Source organism: Pedobacter sp. UC225_65, from assembly GCF_042698365.1.
GTDB lineage: Bacteria > Bacteroidota > Bacteroidia > Sphingobacteriales > Sphingobacteriaceae > Pedobacter.
Window position 1 is genome coordinate 3,306,321 of record NZ_CP170550.1, and the last position, 14,473, is coordinate 3,320,793.

General features: G+C 38.3%; 16 protein-coding genes and 3 pseudogenes. 8 read left to right on the top strand and 11 right to left on the bottom strand.

The features are described 5' to 3' along the window. Window positions 1-4 precede the first annotated feature (4 nt). The 8 genes from ACFJIZ_RS17370 (at window position 5) to ACFJIZ_RS17405 (ending at window position 6,367) form a co-directional block, all read left to right on the top strand. On the top strand, window positions 5-445 hold the full coding sequence (locus ACFJIZ_RS17370; protein ID WP_379086876.1) for a DUF4397 domain-containing protein: 441 nt from the start codon (window positions 5-7) through the stop codon (window positions 443-445). A gap of 104 nt (window positions 446-549) precedes the next feature. Further along, on the top strand, window positions 550-696 hold the full coding sequence (locus ACFJIZ_RS17375; RefSeq protein ID WP_379086879.1) for a hypothetical protein: 147 nt from the start codon (window positions 550-552) through the stop codon (window positions 694-696). Between the two features lie 111 nt (window positions 697-807). Then, window positions 808-1,377 carry an RNA polymerase sigma factor gene (locus ACFJIZ_RS17380; protein ID WP_379086882.1) on the top strand — a complete coding sequence of 190 codons (570 nt, stop codon included), beginning with the start codon at window positions 808-810 and terminating at the stop codon, window positions 1,375-1,377. Continuing rightward, the gene (locus ACFJIZ_RS17385) at window positions 1,364-1,816 is read left to right on the top strand and encodes a hypothetical protein (protein WP_379086885.1); all 453 of its coding nucleotides are present in this window, start codon (window positions 1,364-1,366) and stop codon (window positions 1,814-1,816) included. The genes ACFJIZ_RS17380 and ACFJIZ_RS17385 overlap by 14 nt, the downstream gene beginning before the upstream one ends. Before the next feature lie 13 nt (window positions 1,817-1,829). After that, window positions 1,830-2,702 carry a hypothetical protein gene (locus ACFJIZ_RS17390; protein ID WP_379086887.1) on the top strand — a complete coding sequence of 291 codons (873 nt, stop codon included), beginning with the start codon at window positions 1,830-1,832 and terminating at the stop codon, window positions 2,700-2,702. Between the two features lie 85 nt (window positions 2,703-2,787). Continuing rightward, entirely contained in the window at window positions 2,788-5,466 is a 2,679-nt protein-coding gene (locus tag ACFJIZ_RS17395) for an outer membrane beta-barrel protein (RefSeq protein ID WP_379086890.1), read from the top strand. A 4-nt stretch (window positions 5,467-5,470) separates the two neighbouring features. Then, on the top strand, window positions 5,471-6,061 hold the full coding sequence (locus ACFJIZ_RS17400; RefSeq protein ID WP_379086893.1) for a TlpA family protein disulfide reductase: 591 nt from the start codon (window positions 5,471-5,473) through the stop codon (window positions 6,059-6,061). A gap of 45 nt (window positions 6,062-6,106) precedes the next feature. Then, window positions 6,107-6,367: a hypothetical protein gene (locus ACFJIZ_RS17405; protein ID WP_379086896.1), complete on the top strand. Its 261-nt coding sequence runs from the start codon at window positions 6,107-6,109 to the stop codon at window positions 6,365-6,367. Here the strand turns inward: ACFJIZ_RS17405 and ACFJIZ_RS17410 are convergent. The 11 genes and pseudogenes from ACFJIZ_RS17410 to ACFJIZ_RS17460 form a co-directional block, all read right to left on the bottom strand. Further along, window positions 6,364-6,798: a hypothetical protein gene (locus ACFJIZ_RS17410; RefSeq protein ID WP_379086899.1), complete on the bottom strand. Its 435-nt coding sequence runs from the start codon at window positions 6,796-6,798 to the stop codon at window positions 6,364-6,366. The two genes, ACFJIZ_RS17405 and ACFJIZ_RS17410, sit on opposite strands and share 4 nt — an antisense overlap. Before the next feature lie 234 nt (window positions 6,799-7,032). Continuing rightward, window positions 7,033-7,281 (bottom strand): hypothetical protein, encoded by a 249-nt coding sequence (locus ACFJIZ_RS17415; protein WP_379086901.1) that lies wholly within the window; start codon window positions 7,279-7,281, stop codon window positions 7,033-7,035. A 70-nt stretch (window positions 7,282-7,351) separates the two neighbouring features. Next, window positions 7,352-8,892, bottom strand: a pseudogene (locus tag ACFJIZ_RS17420) (YifB family Mg chelatase-like AAA ATPase). A gap of 124 nt (window positions 8,893-9,016) precedes the next feature. Further along, window positions 9,017-9,124 carry a DUF6814 family protein gene (locus tag ACFJIZ_RS17425; protein WP_379086904.1) on the bottom strand — a complete coding sequence of 36 codons (108 nt, stop codon included), beginning with the start codon at window positions 9,122-9,124 and terminating at the stop codon, window positions 9,017-9,019. A 58-nt stretch (window positions 9,125-9,182) separates the two neighbouring features. After that, window positions 9,183-9,269, bottom strand: a pseudogene (locus ACFJIZ_RS17430) (DUF6814 family protein); the annotation flags it as partial. 5 nt (window positions 9,270-9,274) lie between these two features. After that, a pseudogene (locus ACFJIZ_RS17435) lies at window positions 9,275-10,805 on the bottom strand (MFS transporter). 151 nt (window positions 10,806-10,956) lie between these two features. After that, window positions 10,957-11,313, bottom strand: coding sequence for a hypothetical protein (locus ACFJIZ_RS17440; protein WP_379086907.1), 357 nt, complete (start codon window positions 11,311-11,313; stop codon window positions 10,957-10,959). Between the two features lie 78 nt (window positions 11,314-11,391). Then, a complete protein-coding gene (locus ACFJIZ_RS17445) occupies window positions 11,392-12,447 on the bottom strand; it encodes a nucleoid-associated protein (protein WP_379086909.1) in 1,056 nt (351 codons plus the stop codon). Window positions 12,448-12,539: 92 nt separating this feature from the next. Beyond that, on the bottom strand, window positions 12,540-13,445 hold the full coding sequence (locus ACFJIZ_RS17450; RefSeq protein WP_379086911.1) for an NAD(P)/FAD-dependent oxidoreductase: 906 nt from the start codon (window positions 13,443-13,445) through the stop codon (window positions 12,540-12,542). A gap of 197 nt (window positions 13,446-13,642) precedes the next feature. Continuing rightward, complete coding sequence (locus ACFJIZ_RS17455) at window positions 13,643-14,227, bottom strand: TerC family protein (protein ID WP_379086913.1); 585 nt, start codon at window positions 14,225-14,227, stop codon at window positions 13,643-13,645. Beyond that, window positions 14,202-14,372, bottom strand: coding sequence for a hypothetical protein (locus ACFJIZ_RS17460; protein WP_379094092.1), 171 nt, complete (start codon window positions 14,370-14,372; stop codon window positions 14,202-14,204). The genes ACFJIZ_RS17455 and ACFJIZ_RS17460 overlap by 26 nt, the downstream gene beginning before the upstream one ends. Window positions 14,373-14,473: the final 101 nt, after the last annotated feature.

The following is a 14,473-nucleotide window of genomic DNA, read 5'->3' on the forward strand; positions in this document are numbered from 1 at the left end:
AATCATGAAAATATCATTTAACTATAAAGCCATCATTGCTGCTGTTACGTTATCGGTAGCTTTGTTATCTTGTGCAAAGAAACAAGATTATATTGTAGTTGACGTTTCTGGCTTAAGTCTGATCCACGCTTCACCAACAATAGAAAAACTAGATGTGTATGTAGATAATACGAGGGCAACGATCAGCGATTTTGGCTATGGATCTAAAATAGATTATTTAAATGCATATTCTGGAAACAGAAAACTAACAGTTACCAAAAAAGAATCAGGAGTAGCTTTAAAGTCAGAATTTGCTACACTTACTGTAAACAAAGGATACTCACTTTTTGTGATCGATAAGTTGGAAAACATCAAATTCCTTTTATTGGAAGACGATTTGGCCAAACCGGCAGCAGGTAAAGCTAAAGTCCGATTTGTAAATTTAAGTCCAGATTCGGATCCTTAAACTTAGCTATTGACGGAAAACCTACAGATCTGTTTACCAATAAAGCATTTAAGGAATATTCAACTTTTGAGACCATTGACCCAGGAAATAATGTGAAGTTTTTGGTGAAAAATAAAAACACAGGAAACGTAGAAACATTTATCGCAGATGTTAAAATTGAAGAAGGAAAGATATATACCGTTTATGCCCGAGGACTTAAAGCGGCTACAGATGAAACCAAATTAGGCGTTGCTGTTTTCACACACAAATAGCTTTTGCCAAAAGCCAGCTTTATATGGGCTGGCTTTTTAAAAAATTTTTAATAATAAAAAACGTTTAATCATTTCTATGATTGAAAACAACTTAAAGATACATCAGTAGGAATGCTCAAGTTTGAGGAGATTATCGCGGGTTGCTTAAATCAAAACAGCAAGAGCAAAGAAATGGTTTATAAATCATTTTATGGCTATTTAATGGCCGTGGTTTTGCGTTATGTAAATGAGAGAAATGATGCTGAAGAGTTGGTTAACGATAGCTTTATAAAGATTTTTAAGGCCATTGTTCAATTTAACCTTCCCAAAAATACAGAAGAACACCAAAGGGCATTTAAAGCTTGGATAGCAAAAATTGCCTCCCGTACGGCCATAGATTTTTTGCGTACCAAACGTAGTCTATTATCTATTGATGAAATCACAGAACATCAAGAGCCATTAACTGAAGTAACCGTTATTGCGGCATTAAACGTAAAAGATATCTTAAAACTTCTTGATGCGTTGCCAGAGACACAAAAACTGATTTTTAATTTATTCGAGATTGAAGGGTTTTCTCATGACGAGATATCAAAAATATTAAACATCCCAGAGAGTTCGAGTAGAGTTTATTTAGCGAGGGCGAAAAATAAATTGAGAACACTTTATTCTAAGACATTAATTAATTCATATGCAACCAACTGAACATAAGCAGCCAACTGAAGAGGAGTTAATTGCTCACATCAGGCAAAGCCTAATGGCACATGAGGAAACTTATGAGGTAGGCGCATGGGAGAAATTTAATGGGGAACAACAGCCGAAAAAAACACCGTTTTTATGGATCAGGAGTTTAGGCGGGGTTGCAGCCCTATTGGCATTAGCATTTGCTATTTTCTTGATCACAAAACAGCAACCAGAAGAGCAGGGAAATAAAATAACCAAAACGGGTTCAGCTCCTATAACTGAACTACCCAAAGATCAAACGGTAACTGATTTGCCAACAGTTGTTGAAACGGAAAAAGAGTCAAAGACAGAGATTTTTAATGAAAGCGTAGAATCAGGGTCATGTATTTGCAAATACAAAACCGGAAGAAGCAATAAAACAGGATGTCACCACAGCGCCAGCGGTTGTAGTTGCAGCTAATTCCAATAACACGATGTCTACAAATCAACAAGTAGTAGGAAATACGGTAAACGAGAATGTAACAACAGTAACTACGCCTAAAACAGATCCTCAACAGGTAACCATCATTGCTGAAGAAAAGTCCAAACCTAATATTATAGATTTCTTGAACAAAGAGACCGAAAAAGAAAAAGCCAAGCCACAAGCTAACCAATTGGATAAAAGAGCGAATAGGTGGGAATTGGGAGTGTTGGTTGCCCCTTCATTTGGCAATACCAAAAAACTGAATATGGGTTATGGCTTAAGTATGGAATATAGCCTTTCAGATAAATTATCCTTGAGCTCTGGTATCGCTTATAATGAAATGACGGCCAGTAAAAGCGCAACACCAAGTGGGCTTGCCTATTCGCCATCCTCAGCGGCCTTTGTCCAAGATAGTAAAAACCTAGAGTCTACTAGCGAAAAGGTAATTGGCTTAGATATTCCATTAGAGCTGAAATACCATATCAGTAATAGTATTTATGCCAATTTTGGTGTTTCTGCCTTCGCTGTACTCGATTACCAACGTAACAATACCTATTTGGAGAAAAAACTAGTTCCAAATTACTTGCTTGGAGGTGCAGCGGGAGCTCCCAATAGTCCAATAGTAGGTGGAGGATTAGGTAATGAAGCATCATTTGCCAATAGCATGTTTGTTAATCAGCGTACCACTGAACCAGCCCCAGAATCGAATACCAACGAAAGTAAATATATCGGCTTCTATAATCTATCAGTTGGCTACAAAAAGAAGATTTCAAAAAACAATGCGGTGTCTATAGAACCTTTTATGAAATTGCCAATGAAGGAAGTGAGCAAAGATAATTTGAGGTTGATCGGAACAGGACTACGGTTGAAATTTGACTTCTAAAAGCTTAATTTATAATAATATCAGATGTCTTTCGTTTCGTAAAAACTAAATATTAAGTTTGTTAACGGATTTTGTCGAAAACAAATTGAAAACCATTTATAAATTAAGCGCGCTTTTATTTCTCTTCTTTAATCTTTGCTATTCAACAATAACGCTTGCCCAAACTTCCCATAAAGTTACCGGAAGTGTGGTAGACAGTTTGAATGTTGCGATCGCCGATGCAAATATTTTGCTGATTGCAGGGACCGATACCCTCAGGACAGTTACAGATAAATCAGGTAAGTTTATTTTCAAAGCGATTAAAACGGAAAGTTTTTCGCTCAATATCAGTAGCATGGGTTATCATACAAACACCCGTAGTTACAAGTTCGAAAAGGGAGAGAAACAATTAGAGATTGCTCCCATTATCTTAAAAAATTCAGGCATCATGCTGAAGGAAGTTGAAGTACATGCAGCTGTTAAACCGATGCGCGTAATGAAAGATACCGTAGAGTTTAATGCTGCGGCTTTTCAAGTTTTGGCCGGAGATAAGGTAAGTGACCTGATCAAACAAATGCCGGGTATTGAAGTTGATTTTGAAGACAATGTAACAACCATGGGTAAAGGGATGACCAAGCTCAGGGTTAATGGAAAAGATTTTTTTACCAATAATGTAAAGGATTTCATCAGTAAATTGCCTGCAAGTATCGTAGCCAAAATACAGGTGATAGATGATTATGGAGATGATGCCAATTTTACGGGTATAAAGGTTGGAGAGCCACAAAAAATGCTCAATATCGTTACAAAATCAGAGGTGAAGGGCGGAATGTTTGGAAGCATTGGTGTAAACGGCGGAACAAGCAAACAAGTTTCTGTAGATGGGAATACCAATATTTGGAGAGAAAAAGAACAGATAGGCGCTTATTTTAATGCCGACCAAGGGGATAATGGCGCCGGACAAAGTAGAAGCAGCAATGCCGCTATTAACTTCCGCAGAACATTTAAAAAAAATGGAAGCTTTGGGATTAAATATTATTTCTATAACAATTATAATGACAATGAAAACGTTTCATTTATAGAGACTGTAAATACGCTGGGTACAATTTATAGCGCCAACCAAAGTAGTGGAAATAATAAAGGAGGCAACCATAGTGTAGGTTTGGATTATCAGAACAATACCCAAAAAGATTTCATCAACGGATCGATGAATATTGGTTATTCACAGAATATTGGCAACAATAATTCGAGTGCTAAACAGAATGGGATCATTAAGCAAGACCTGCTCAATGAGAGTAACTCTAGAAATACTGCACCCAATATAAACGGAAATTTGAATTGGTCTAGAAAGTTGGCTAAAAAAGGAGCATCAATTTCAGGAAATATCACTCTTCGTGCCTCTCTAGGAAAAAATAGGCAGAACATTATCAGTAACACTTTGTATTACGACCCTATTACCCTTGTTTTAGCAAAAGACTCATTGCTGAATCGTTTGGTCAACGCTAGAAATAACAACAACAATTTTGGCGGGATGATTACCTATAGCCACCCTTTAAAAAAACCGAAAGATACCTTGTCCAGTAGAAATATCAACGCTTCTTATGGTTTCGCAATTGGGAATACCAATAATGACATCCTAACTTATGTGACAGATAAAGCGAACAATGTCCGTTATGTTGATTCATTAAGTACCCAATACTCGTCTCTGTTCTTTTCTCAGAACATTGGGCTTAACTATGCTTTTAACAGCAAAAAAATGAATTATACATTAGGTGGTAGCATCAGGCCCAGCACATTGATCGGCGACTATGAAAACCTGAATGTCCAACTCAAGAATACCAATATCAACTATGCCCCTACATTTAACCTTTCTTACCGGGTAAAAAATAACAAGACCTTATCGATGCGGTACAATGGAAATAGCAATAGTCCTAGTCCAAATCAATTGCAACCCGTTAGAAATACCCAAAACCTGCAGAATGTCATTGTAGGTAACCCTAACCTTAAACCCTCCTTTAGTCATACATTTAACATCAGTTACAATGGCAATGATCCTAAAAGTGGAAAATCTTTACAGATATCCATTGGGGCATCAACAACACAAAACCAGATCGTTAGTAATGTAATTCTGATACGTGATACTTTGAATGGTCTAAAACAAGAAACCCATTACGAAAACACCAATGGTGCATACAATGTTAATGGCAATTATTTTTATAATATTCCGTTAGCTAAGAACAAGTTTACCATTAACCTTTCGGGTAATTTTAACTATGGGAACAATGTTGTTTTTACCGATAATGTCAAACTGTTTAATCAATCATTTGCAATTTCACAATCAGTCAGTTCAAACCTGATGTTAAAAAAAATAGCCATCAATGCAAAAGCGACCTACGGATTGAATGCAAACAATTACACATTGATCAAAGGAGTGTCTAGAAATATAGAAACATGGAATCTTGCGCTAACTGCAAGAGGTAATTTTTTAAAGACCTTTAAGTTCGAAACCAGTTTTTCGAAAAGGATAAACACGGGTTATGCTATTGCCAATACCAATCCTTTTTTAATTGGGGCAACATTGAGTAAAACCTTCTTAAAGAGCAAGCTGCTTACCGCAAACGTAAAAGTGGTTGATCTATTGGCCCAAGGAAACAACTTGTCGAGATATGTTTCTGGAAATTCGACTATTGATAGCAGAAGCAACCAGATTACCCGTTATTTTACCTTTGGCTTGAGCTATAGCCTACAGAAATTTGGTGGAAGTGGAGGTATGATCACTTATTATTAATGCGATGGAAATCAAAAAAAACATGACAAAGAAAAATATACTAAATGGCTTGTTGATCGCCTTTGTTTTGCTGATCCTATTTGTTCCTTCGGCCAAAGCGTTGTTGATGCAAGGCTTGATGCAGCTCGGTCTATTTAGGCCTGAAGTAAATACAGAAAAGACAACGATTGCTACAGACCTATCAAGCATTAAATTTAAAGATGCCAAGGGGAATGTAGTCAGTTTGGCAGCGTTAAAAGGTAAAGTTGTTTTCCTCAATTTTTGGGCTACCTGGTGCCCGCCATGTTTGGCAGAGATGCCTTCTGTAAATAAATTGCATCAACAGTTTGCAGCAGACAAAGAGGTTGTTTTTTTAATGGTGGATGCGGATAGCAATTTTGAAAAAGCACAGGCCTATATGGACCGAAAAAAATATAAGATGCCTGTCTTTATTGCTGCAGGTGATATACCTGATGTGATTTTTAAAGGTTCGTTACCTACTACGGTTGTTTTGGATAAAATGGGTAGGATTTCTTACAATGAAGCAGGAGCAGCCAACTATGCAAGCCAAAAGTTTATCGACTTTATTTATCAATTAAAAGCCCTGAAACAGTAATTTAAAAACCATATCCGTATCTTTGAGATTTTAAATCCTAAACTTATGGAACCTTTTGATATAGAAGTTGGAACAGTTAATTATGCCGTTTTCCCAGAGGGAAATGATACCTATACCATTTTTAAAAACGGGACAGAATACATCCAGATCCAAAAGGATACTTCAACAATTTGGCTAAAACTAGATTATAAAACAGACATGCCAATCTTCGAAGAAAACGAAGAAGTGAACCTTATCGGACAACAAATAGAAGCCTATAAACAACTCCCCCAAAATGAGGAGGAGGAAGAAGAAGACTTAGATTAAAACCTAAGGATGCCCGAAAGTATAACGCTGAACGGGTGAATATTTAGGATCAATACCTGTAGTTTAGTATCGTTCAGTTCTAAAATTTCCATCAGGTTACCACCAATGATCTGGATTTTGCTTGCGTTATCGGTAAAAGTCCATTCTCCAGAAAATGCAATCTGTGCGTTTCCAGGGAACTTTAATTCACCTTCATTGATTTCGCAATACCCATTGTCGCGGAAAATCAGTTGGTTATCAGCTTCTAATGCTGAATAAGCAGGTGTAATGTCTTTCCATGAGCCATCTGTGTTTTTCTCTTCTATCTTTAAAGTAAGCCAACCTGCTTTGGTTAACGAAGCTAACCTTCTTTTTGCCTCTGCATTATCCTTTTTACAAGATGTGCCAAGAACTACCAATAATAGTACAAATAACTTAAGAGCTGATTTCATTTTGTTTTTCGGTTTATGTTGCTAAAATAGTGATTTTGAAGAGAAACCACAAGGTTTAAAAGTAGTGAAAGGTGTCTCTTTTTTAAAAAATAGGCAGTTGTAATCCAAGTCTGATGCCGTGTTAATTAGATGACGAGATTCGCAGAAGAAACGCTACAACTAAAGACAATTAATTCTTATGCTATACCAAATCTGCTTCCATTTAACTGGAGGAAGAGTAGTAGACGATAAGAATTAACCATTCTCTTTTTCTCTGACGATCAAATAATAGATGACATACAACCAGCCAAAAATGCCAGCTAAAATAGAAGTCAATACAGATTCGGTTCTAGACCAGCAGATCACAATGGCCAGGGCGCTACCAATTCCAATGCCGCCATTGATGATGGTGTGCGAGGTTTCGTTCGTATCATGTGCAAAAAGTAAGGTAGAATTGGCTGTTAGGAAAATAATGAAAAGTAAAGTTTTAAGAAGTAATTTCATGTATGCGTATATTTTAGAAAGATACAAGTTTTTCTAACATTTGATAGATGATTTTCTTTTAATACATATTTTACCCGGCCCAACTCTCCCTGTCTAAACTTCTATAATGGATAGCTTCTGCCAAGTGCCCGGCTTCAATGTTTTCGCTTGCATCTAGATCGGCAATGGTACGTGCTACTTTTAGGATCCGATCATAAGCTCTGGCAGAAAGGCCTAGTTTTTCCATTGCACTTTTGATCAAGGCTTGCCCGGTATCATCAATTGTACAGATCTGCCTCACCATATTTGGGCTCATCTGCGCATTAAAATGCAAGGCATCGTGTAATTTGAAACGACGGTCTTGTACTGTCCTGGCTTTCATTACCCGTTCTCGGGTACCTGACTACTCCTTTCTTCCTCACGTGAAGAAGAGAGTTCGTTGAAGTTTACCGGCGTAACTTCAACATGTAAGTCGATGCGGTCTAACAAAGGACCTGAAATCTTGCTCAGGTATTTTTGTACCACACCTGGAGCACATAAACATTCCTTTTCTGGATGATTGAAAAATCCACAGGGGCAAGGATTCATAGAAGCAACCAGCATAAAACTTGAAGGATATTCTACAGAAAACCTAGCTCTAGAAATGCTAACCTTCCTATCTTCCAACGGCTGACGCATCACTTCGAGTACAGTACGTTTAAACTCTGGTAATTCATCTAAAAAAAGAACGCCATTATGTGCTAAAGAAATTTCCCCGGGTTGGGGATTGATTCCTCCACCAACCAAAGCCACATCAGAAATGGTATGGTGCGGAGATCGATAAGGTCTTTCTGTCATCAAAGCATTGGCGATGGGCAATTTACCGGCAACTGAATATATCTTGGTACTTTCTAAGGCTTCTTGTAGGTTAAGTGGGGGCAAAATAGTGGGCAAACGTTTGGCCAACATGGTTTTTCCAGCCCCCGGTGGTCCTATCAAAATCACATTATGTCCGCCAGCTGCGGCAATTTCTAAAGCACGTTTGATGTTTTCCTGCCCTTTTACATCCGAAAAATCTTGTTCGTAACTATTGATCTGTTTAGAAAACTCCGCTCGGGTGTCAATAACTACAGGCTCTGGGGTGTCCTTGCCATTAAGGAAGTCGATTACTGCTGCTAAGGTTTCCATTCCGTACACCAACACATCATTTACAATGCCGGCTTCTCTAGCGTTGACCATGGGCAAAATAAATCCTTTAAAACCTTCTTTTCTAGCTTGGATGGCAATTGGTAAGGCGCCTTTGATGCTTTGTAGGCTTCCGTCTAAAGAGAGTTCTCCCATCAGGAAGTATTTCTCTAGGTCGTCGACAATAATTTGCCCTGAAGCGGCTAATATGCCAATGGCTATCGGTAGGTCATAAGCTGATCCTTCTTTTCTGATATCTGCAGGCGCTAGATTGACCACAATTTTTTGGCGAGGCATCCGATAGCCCGAAATCCGGATTGCACTTTCTACCCTGAACATGCTTTCTTTTACAGCATTATCGGGTAGCCCAACTACATAATATTTGGTGCCACTGCCTACACTAACTTCAATTGTAATGGTTAAGGCGTCAACACCATAAACGGCACTTCCATAGGTTTTTACAAGCATATCACTAAATGTATGCAAAGCAAAATGGAATTGGCTAATTGTTTTTTAAAATGAAACTAAGAGCTAATTTTCTTAATTATTAGCGTCTTTTTTTTCTTTTTTGGAAATAGGATTCGACTAAAAGCTACAAATCTTCGGAGCTTTCTGGCAGCTGGTCATATTCGCCAGCTAAAGCATATTTCCCAAAAATAACCAGACCGATTGCAATTGGAATAAAGATCAGTAGGATCAATCCCCCATTGGAGTGCGGTGTTGGTTTGGGCCACGCCTGCTTCAGCCTTGCTTACTTTGTCCCAAGCTTGCCAGGCCATAAAAACCATAGCTGTTGGACCAAGGATGATCCAAACTAAACCTAATATCTTTTTAAGTGATTTCATCTTTTCTAGTCGTTAACGTTTGAATCTGGTTTATTGGAAAGATACACAGCACCAATGATAAAACTTAAGGCAGCAATACCTATCGGATACCACAGGCCTGAAAGTGGTGTAGAACCAGCGAAACTGGCAATAAGGGTGGCAATAAATGGCACTAAACCTCCAAAAACGCCATTACCTACGTGGTAAGGTAAAGACATTGAGGTATAACGGATTTTGGTAGGGAATAATTCTACCAGAAATGCCGCAATTGGACCATATACCATGGTAACCAATAAGATCTGGAAAAAGACAAGCCCAACAAAAATCCAGAAAGTACTTGTGCTTAATTTTTTATCCTTATAAACTTCTTTTGCATGACCAACGGCTTTATGAGGGTCTGCATAAACTGTATCAACCAATACCTTATTGAAGGATGTGCCATCGGCCAATGTATACATGGTACTAATGTTGACCAAGCTATCGCCTTTGTTGTGTAGGGCGTGATGTGTAATGATAGGCTCAGCAACTTTTACTGTTTTTGAGGTATTTAAGGTCTTGATGTCGCTTTTGTCCAGAAATAGTTGATAGATTGGCCTGTAGAAGATGATTCCTAACAGCATTCCAGTTAACATGATCGATTTTCGGCCCACTTTATCACTCCATGCACCGAATACCACAAAAAATGGGGTGGCGAAGGCAATGCCCCAAAGTAAGATGTACCGCGAATCGTTAAAATCTATCTTACAAGTATTTTCGATAAAGGATTGTGCATAAAACTGGCCAGTATACCAGATTACACCTTGACCCATGGTGGCGCCAAATAAGGCCAATAACACCATTTTAAAGTTTGTCTTTTTACTAAAGCTTTCTTTTAAAGGATTTTTAGAGACCTTGCCTTCAGTCTTCAGCTTGGTAAACATTGGCGATTCGTGCATCTTTAAACGGATGTAGATAGACACACCTACCAATAAAATAGATAGCAAGAAAGGTATTCTCCAACCCCAATTTGCAAAGGCTTCGGCACCAATGATATTTTTGGAAAGCACAATAATTCCTAAAGAAAGAAATAGACCAAGTGTAGCTGTGGTCTGGATCCAACTGGTAAAAAATCCTCTTTTGCCTGGAGGCGCATGTTCGGCAACATAGGTTGCGGCACCACCATATTCGCCCCCAAGGGCCAAGCCTTGTACCAAGCGTAAAATGAGCACCAAAATTGGCGCGGCATAACCGATGCTGGCATAAGATGGAATCAGCCCAATTAAAAAGGTAGAGCCGCCCATCAAAACAAGTGTCAATAGAAATGTATATTTTCTGCCGATCAGATCGACCCAATCGACCAAAAACCAAAGCCCCAAACGGACGAACAATAAAACCTGCAGCAAAAATGGCCAAAGTATTGATCAAGGCCGAAGCTCCTGCATCTGCCGGAAAAAGTTGAGCGCCGATGATCGTAGCCAAACTTCCAAAAATGTAGAAATCATACCACTCAATCAAAGTACCTAAAGATGAGGCACCGATTACTTTAAAGATACTGTTCTGCTTGGTTTCTAAACTCATAATTATTAAAACTAATGGTTTAAAAATTAAATTACAACAACATCAATAAAAAGCGGGTAACGTTAATGTTAGGAATGAAATAAAATATAAGAATTGATAGAATTGCATTAGAAACGTATAAAAAATGTAATCTTGATATTGAATGAAGGTGTCAGGATTTAGCCAAAGGATGTTGTAGATAAAGGATAAGCAATGACAATAATAAGAATGGCAGTTCGATGGCAGCTCCTTTTAAATCTTTATGATTTAGCTCTAAAGCAATGATAAATAAAATTCCAGCTGCAGTTATAAAGTTGCCATATATAAAAGTTTTAGGAAATAAAACCAATATGGCCCCAATAATGGTCAATGTACCCAATATCAATACACCGGGTTTCCCAACATCAAACTTATTGAAGAACTGCAACATTTCTGCTTTGCCACTGACCATTGCAAATCCTTGTTTGATGCCCATGTATAGTGCAAAAAGAATGAGGACTGAGTTGAGGATTTTGATAAATAGTGCCATAGATTTAGCTTTAGTTTAACAAAGGGATTTTGTTATCACCAATTTATAGATTTTTTAGCTTAAATCGGCACCTCTATTTTATTCTTCTTCCTTAAAATAAACTTTGTAATAATTCATCACTTTATCATCGTCAAAACCTTTTTCAATCAGGTCTTTGTTGCCATGGATGTAGATATGAAAGTTCTTATCTAATTTTAAGATGCTCTTGAAAGCTTTGGCCTGCTTTTTCACAGCAGCATTAGAAATGTCGAAAGTGTCGGCGATTGGCGTATCAAATTCCTCTTCATAGCTCTTTTTGTAGTTTTTGAACGATTCTATCCCTTCCTTGTTGGCGATGACTTCGTTGGCAAATTCATTGATGTCAAAACTTTCCTTCTCTTTGAAATACTTCATCGATCGGTTGAGCAGGTCTATCTTATCCGTTTTGGAGATTTCAAAATCGTCATCCAATTTTTCGGTTACGAAGCTTTTGTATACCCCCAATACATTTTGAGTCTGGTTATAATTGTCATTTCTGATCTTTAGTTTTAAAAACTCATCTTTCCAATACACGGCTTCTGCACTGCGGTTGGTCTGGTCGATCACGGCCACCTTAAACCCTTCCTCCTTTTCGGTGTTGAAGATCAAACAACCTTTATCCAATTTACTGATGTTGATGGCTTCCTGCTCATAACTTAATCCAAAGCCATTCTGCTCTGGATAGACCTTCAGGTAGCTTTCTTTCGTTTCCGATTTAAAGATTCCGATGGCATCATGTAAATCACCCTCTATCTGTACATTTTCAAAATAGGCAATATAAAGCTCTCCAGATTTTATTTTCGGATGGTTGGAGATTTCATATAGATAGGTTGCCAGCTTTTTGCTGTTGTCGTGAAAAATAGCACCATTGTTAAATATCTCGGCAGCAAAATGATAGACCTCATTTAAATTGAGGTCGTTGTTGGGATGCATAAAGCGGTAGATCTCGTTTACTTTTTCGTAGGGAGAAAGAAAATACTGTAGCAATAACTGGTTCAACATTTCATCCTGGATGTGCATGGAATTTTCTGAAAGGACATAGAATTCGTCCTGCAGTTTATTCCCGATCCTATGGATAGACAGTTCGGCTAGGGTAGCTTCAAAAAAAGTAATCATAAATTTAAGCTTAATGTTTGGCCAGCAAAAGTAGTTTTTAGCTTTGGCTTGATGAAATTATAGCTCAGCGATTAATCAACAATTTTATCGACCTAAAACTCTTCATTGATCAGTTCTCTATTTAAGGTCGCTCCAGCTATGGCACCTGTTGCCACCGCATTTGATACAGAACGCATCATCGTGGTCGAATCGCCAATCGCATATACACCATAAACCGAAGTCTGTTGTAGGTTGCTTACTGCTATATAACCATCTTGTGTATGATCACAGTTTAGGTCTGCGGCAATTGAGGTGTACTGTTGTGTAACAGAGCGGGCGTAGATGGCCTCAATTTTTTGTTGGCTTCCATCCTTAAATCTGATATGGCTAACCAATCCACTACTGTGTATTAGTTCCTCAATCTCTTTGTCTACAATGTTGATTTTCTTCGAGGCTAATTTTTGTTGGCTCAATTGATCGAGTTCAATCGGACCATTCGTAAACAAGGTTAAGTCTTCGGTCCAATTGCTGATGAGCTTGATAAATTCGTACCCCATTTCGCCATTGGCAATGATACCTGTTGCCTTGCTTCTAACTTCGTAGCCATGGCAATATGGGCAGTGTAACACAGAAATGCCCCAGCACTCGGCAAAACCTTTGATATTGGGTAAGATATCTTTGACACCTGTTGCGAGGATCAATTTTTTGGCTTGGAAGGTTTCGTTGAAGGTATCAACTTTGAAGCCATTTTCGATCTGATGGGCATTGATAACCGTATCATCAAGATATTGTATCGTTGGATAAACTAAAACCTGTGCTTTTGCAATGGCGGCTAAATGGGCAGGAGTTTCTCCATCTCTGGTCAGGAAGTTGTGCGAGTGCGGTGTTTGTTGGTTACAAGGTTTACCATTGTCAATAACCAGTACATTTCTTAACGAGCGACCTAAAGCCATTGCGGCTGATAGACCTGCATAACTGCCACCGATAATGATGGCGTCGAAAATTTTTTGTTGTTGCATACAGAATGATTTGCAGCAAAACTAAATAATAAAACTCAAACGCAACAAAATTGCAATAACTGTTTTGTCAGCAGAGTTTCAAAACTTTACACTATAAACCTTATTGTAGTGAAGCCCCATTTTTAATGGGCGCAACGAAAAGAAGGGCTACCGTTACCGATGCCCTTCTGACCTTGTTTTACAAACAAATAATTTATTTATTTTTCAGTTTCTTCTTTAGGTACGTTGCGCAGTTTAACAGGTTTTTTGCTGTTCTTTTTCATCTTCAGGTTTAACATTTCTACCAGTACAGAGAAAGCCATGGCAAAATATACATAACCTTTAGGGATGTGTTGGTCTAAACCTTCGGCAAGGAGTGATACACCGATCAACAATAAAAATGAAAGGGCCAACATTTTTACGGTTGGATGTTGGTTTACGAAATTACTGATGGCACTGGCAGAGAACATCATAACAATTACAGCGATGACCACTGCGGCAATCATAATTTCTATGTGTTCTGCCATCCCTACTGCAGTGATTACAGAATCGAGAGAGAATACAATGTCGAGGATCAATATCTGGATGATCGTACCTGCAAACGAATGTACTTTTCCTTTTCCTTCGCCTTCTTCTTCGCCTTCAAGTTTGTTGTGGATCTCGTGGGTACTTTTGTAGATCAGGAACAAACCTCCGATCAACAGGATGAGGTCTCTTCCAGAAATGGCCAATTTATCTAACCATTCTTGGCTCGACATGCCAATCCACTCGCCCATGTTAAATAATGGAGTGGTTAAGCTCATTACCCAAGTTAGTGAAAGTAGGAGCAATACACGGGTCGATCATGGCCAAGGCCAGGCCTAGTTGTCTGGCTTTTTTCTGTTGCGATTGAGGCAGTTTGCCCGATAATATTGAAATGAATACAATATTGTCTATCCCTAAAACAATTTCTAAAACGGTTAGGGTTAAAAGAGAGAATCCAGGCTTCTGGTGTGGCTAAAAAATCCATAGTTACATTTATCTGCTACGAAGATAAAAAAAGCCCCGAT

What these genes read in the sequence shown, in the direction of transcription:
- ACFJIZ_RS17370 (WP_379086876.1), top strand. Translation starts at nt 5, where the DNA reads ATGAAAATATCATTTAACTATAAAGCCATCATTGCTGCTGTTACGTTA.
- ACFJIZ_RS17380 (WP_379086882.1), top strand. Translation starts at nt 808, where the DNA reads ATGCTCAAGTTTGAGGAGATTATCGCGGGTTGCTTAAATCAAAACAGC.
- ACFJIZ_RS17385 (WP_379086885.1), top strand. Translation starts at nt 1,364, where the DNA reads ATGCAACCAACTGAACATAAGCAGCCAACTGAAGAGGAGTTAATTGCT.
- ACFJIZ_RS17390 (WP_379086887.1), top strand. Translation starts at nt 1,830, where the DNA reads ATGTCTACAAATCAACAAGTAGTAGGAAATACGGTAAACGAGAATGTA.
- ACFJIZ_RS17400 (WP_379086893.1), top strand. Translation starts at nt 5,471, where the DNA reads ATGGAAATCAAAAAAAACATGACAAAGAAAAATATACTAAATGGCTTG.
- ACFJIZ_RS17405 (WP_379086896.1), top strand. Translation starts at nt 6,107, where the DNA reads ATGGAACCTTTTGATATAGAAGTTGGAACAGTTAATTATGCCGTTTTC.
- ACFJIZ_RS17410 (WP_379086899.1), bottom strand. Translation starts at nt 6,798, where the DNA reads ATGAAATCAGCTCTTAAGTTATTTGTACTATTATTGGTAGTTCTTGGC.
- ACFJIZ_RS17415 (WP_379086901.1), bottom strand. Translation starts at nt 7,281, where the DNA reads ATGAAATTACTTCTTAAAACTTTACTTTTCATTATTTTCCTAACAGCC.
- ACFJIZ_RS17440 (WP_379086907.1), bottom strand. Translation starts at nt 11,313, where the DNA reads ATGGCACTATTTATCAAAATCCTCAACTCAGTCCTCATTCTTTTTGCA.
- ACFJIZ_RS17445 (WP_379086909.1), bottom strand. Translation starts at nt 12,447, where the DNA reads ATGATTACTTTTTTTGAAGCTACCCTAGCCGAACTGTCTATCCATAGG.
- ACFJIZ_RS17450 (WP_379086911.1), bottom strand. Translation starts at nt 13,445, where the DNA reads ATGCAACAACAAAAAATTTTCGACGCCATCATTATCGGTGGCAGTTAT.
- ACFJIZ_RS17455 (WP_379086913.1), bottom strand. Translation starts at nt 14,227, where the DNA reads ATGAGCTTAACCACTCCATTATTTAACATGGGCGAGTGGATTGGCATG.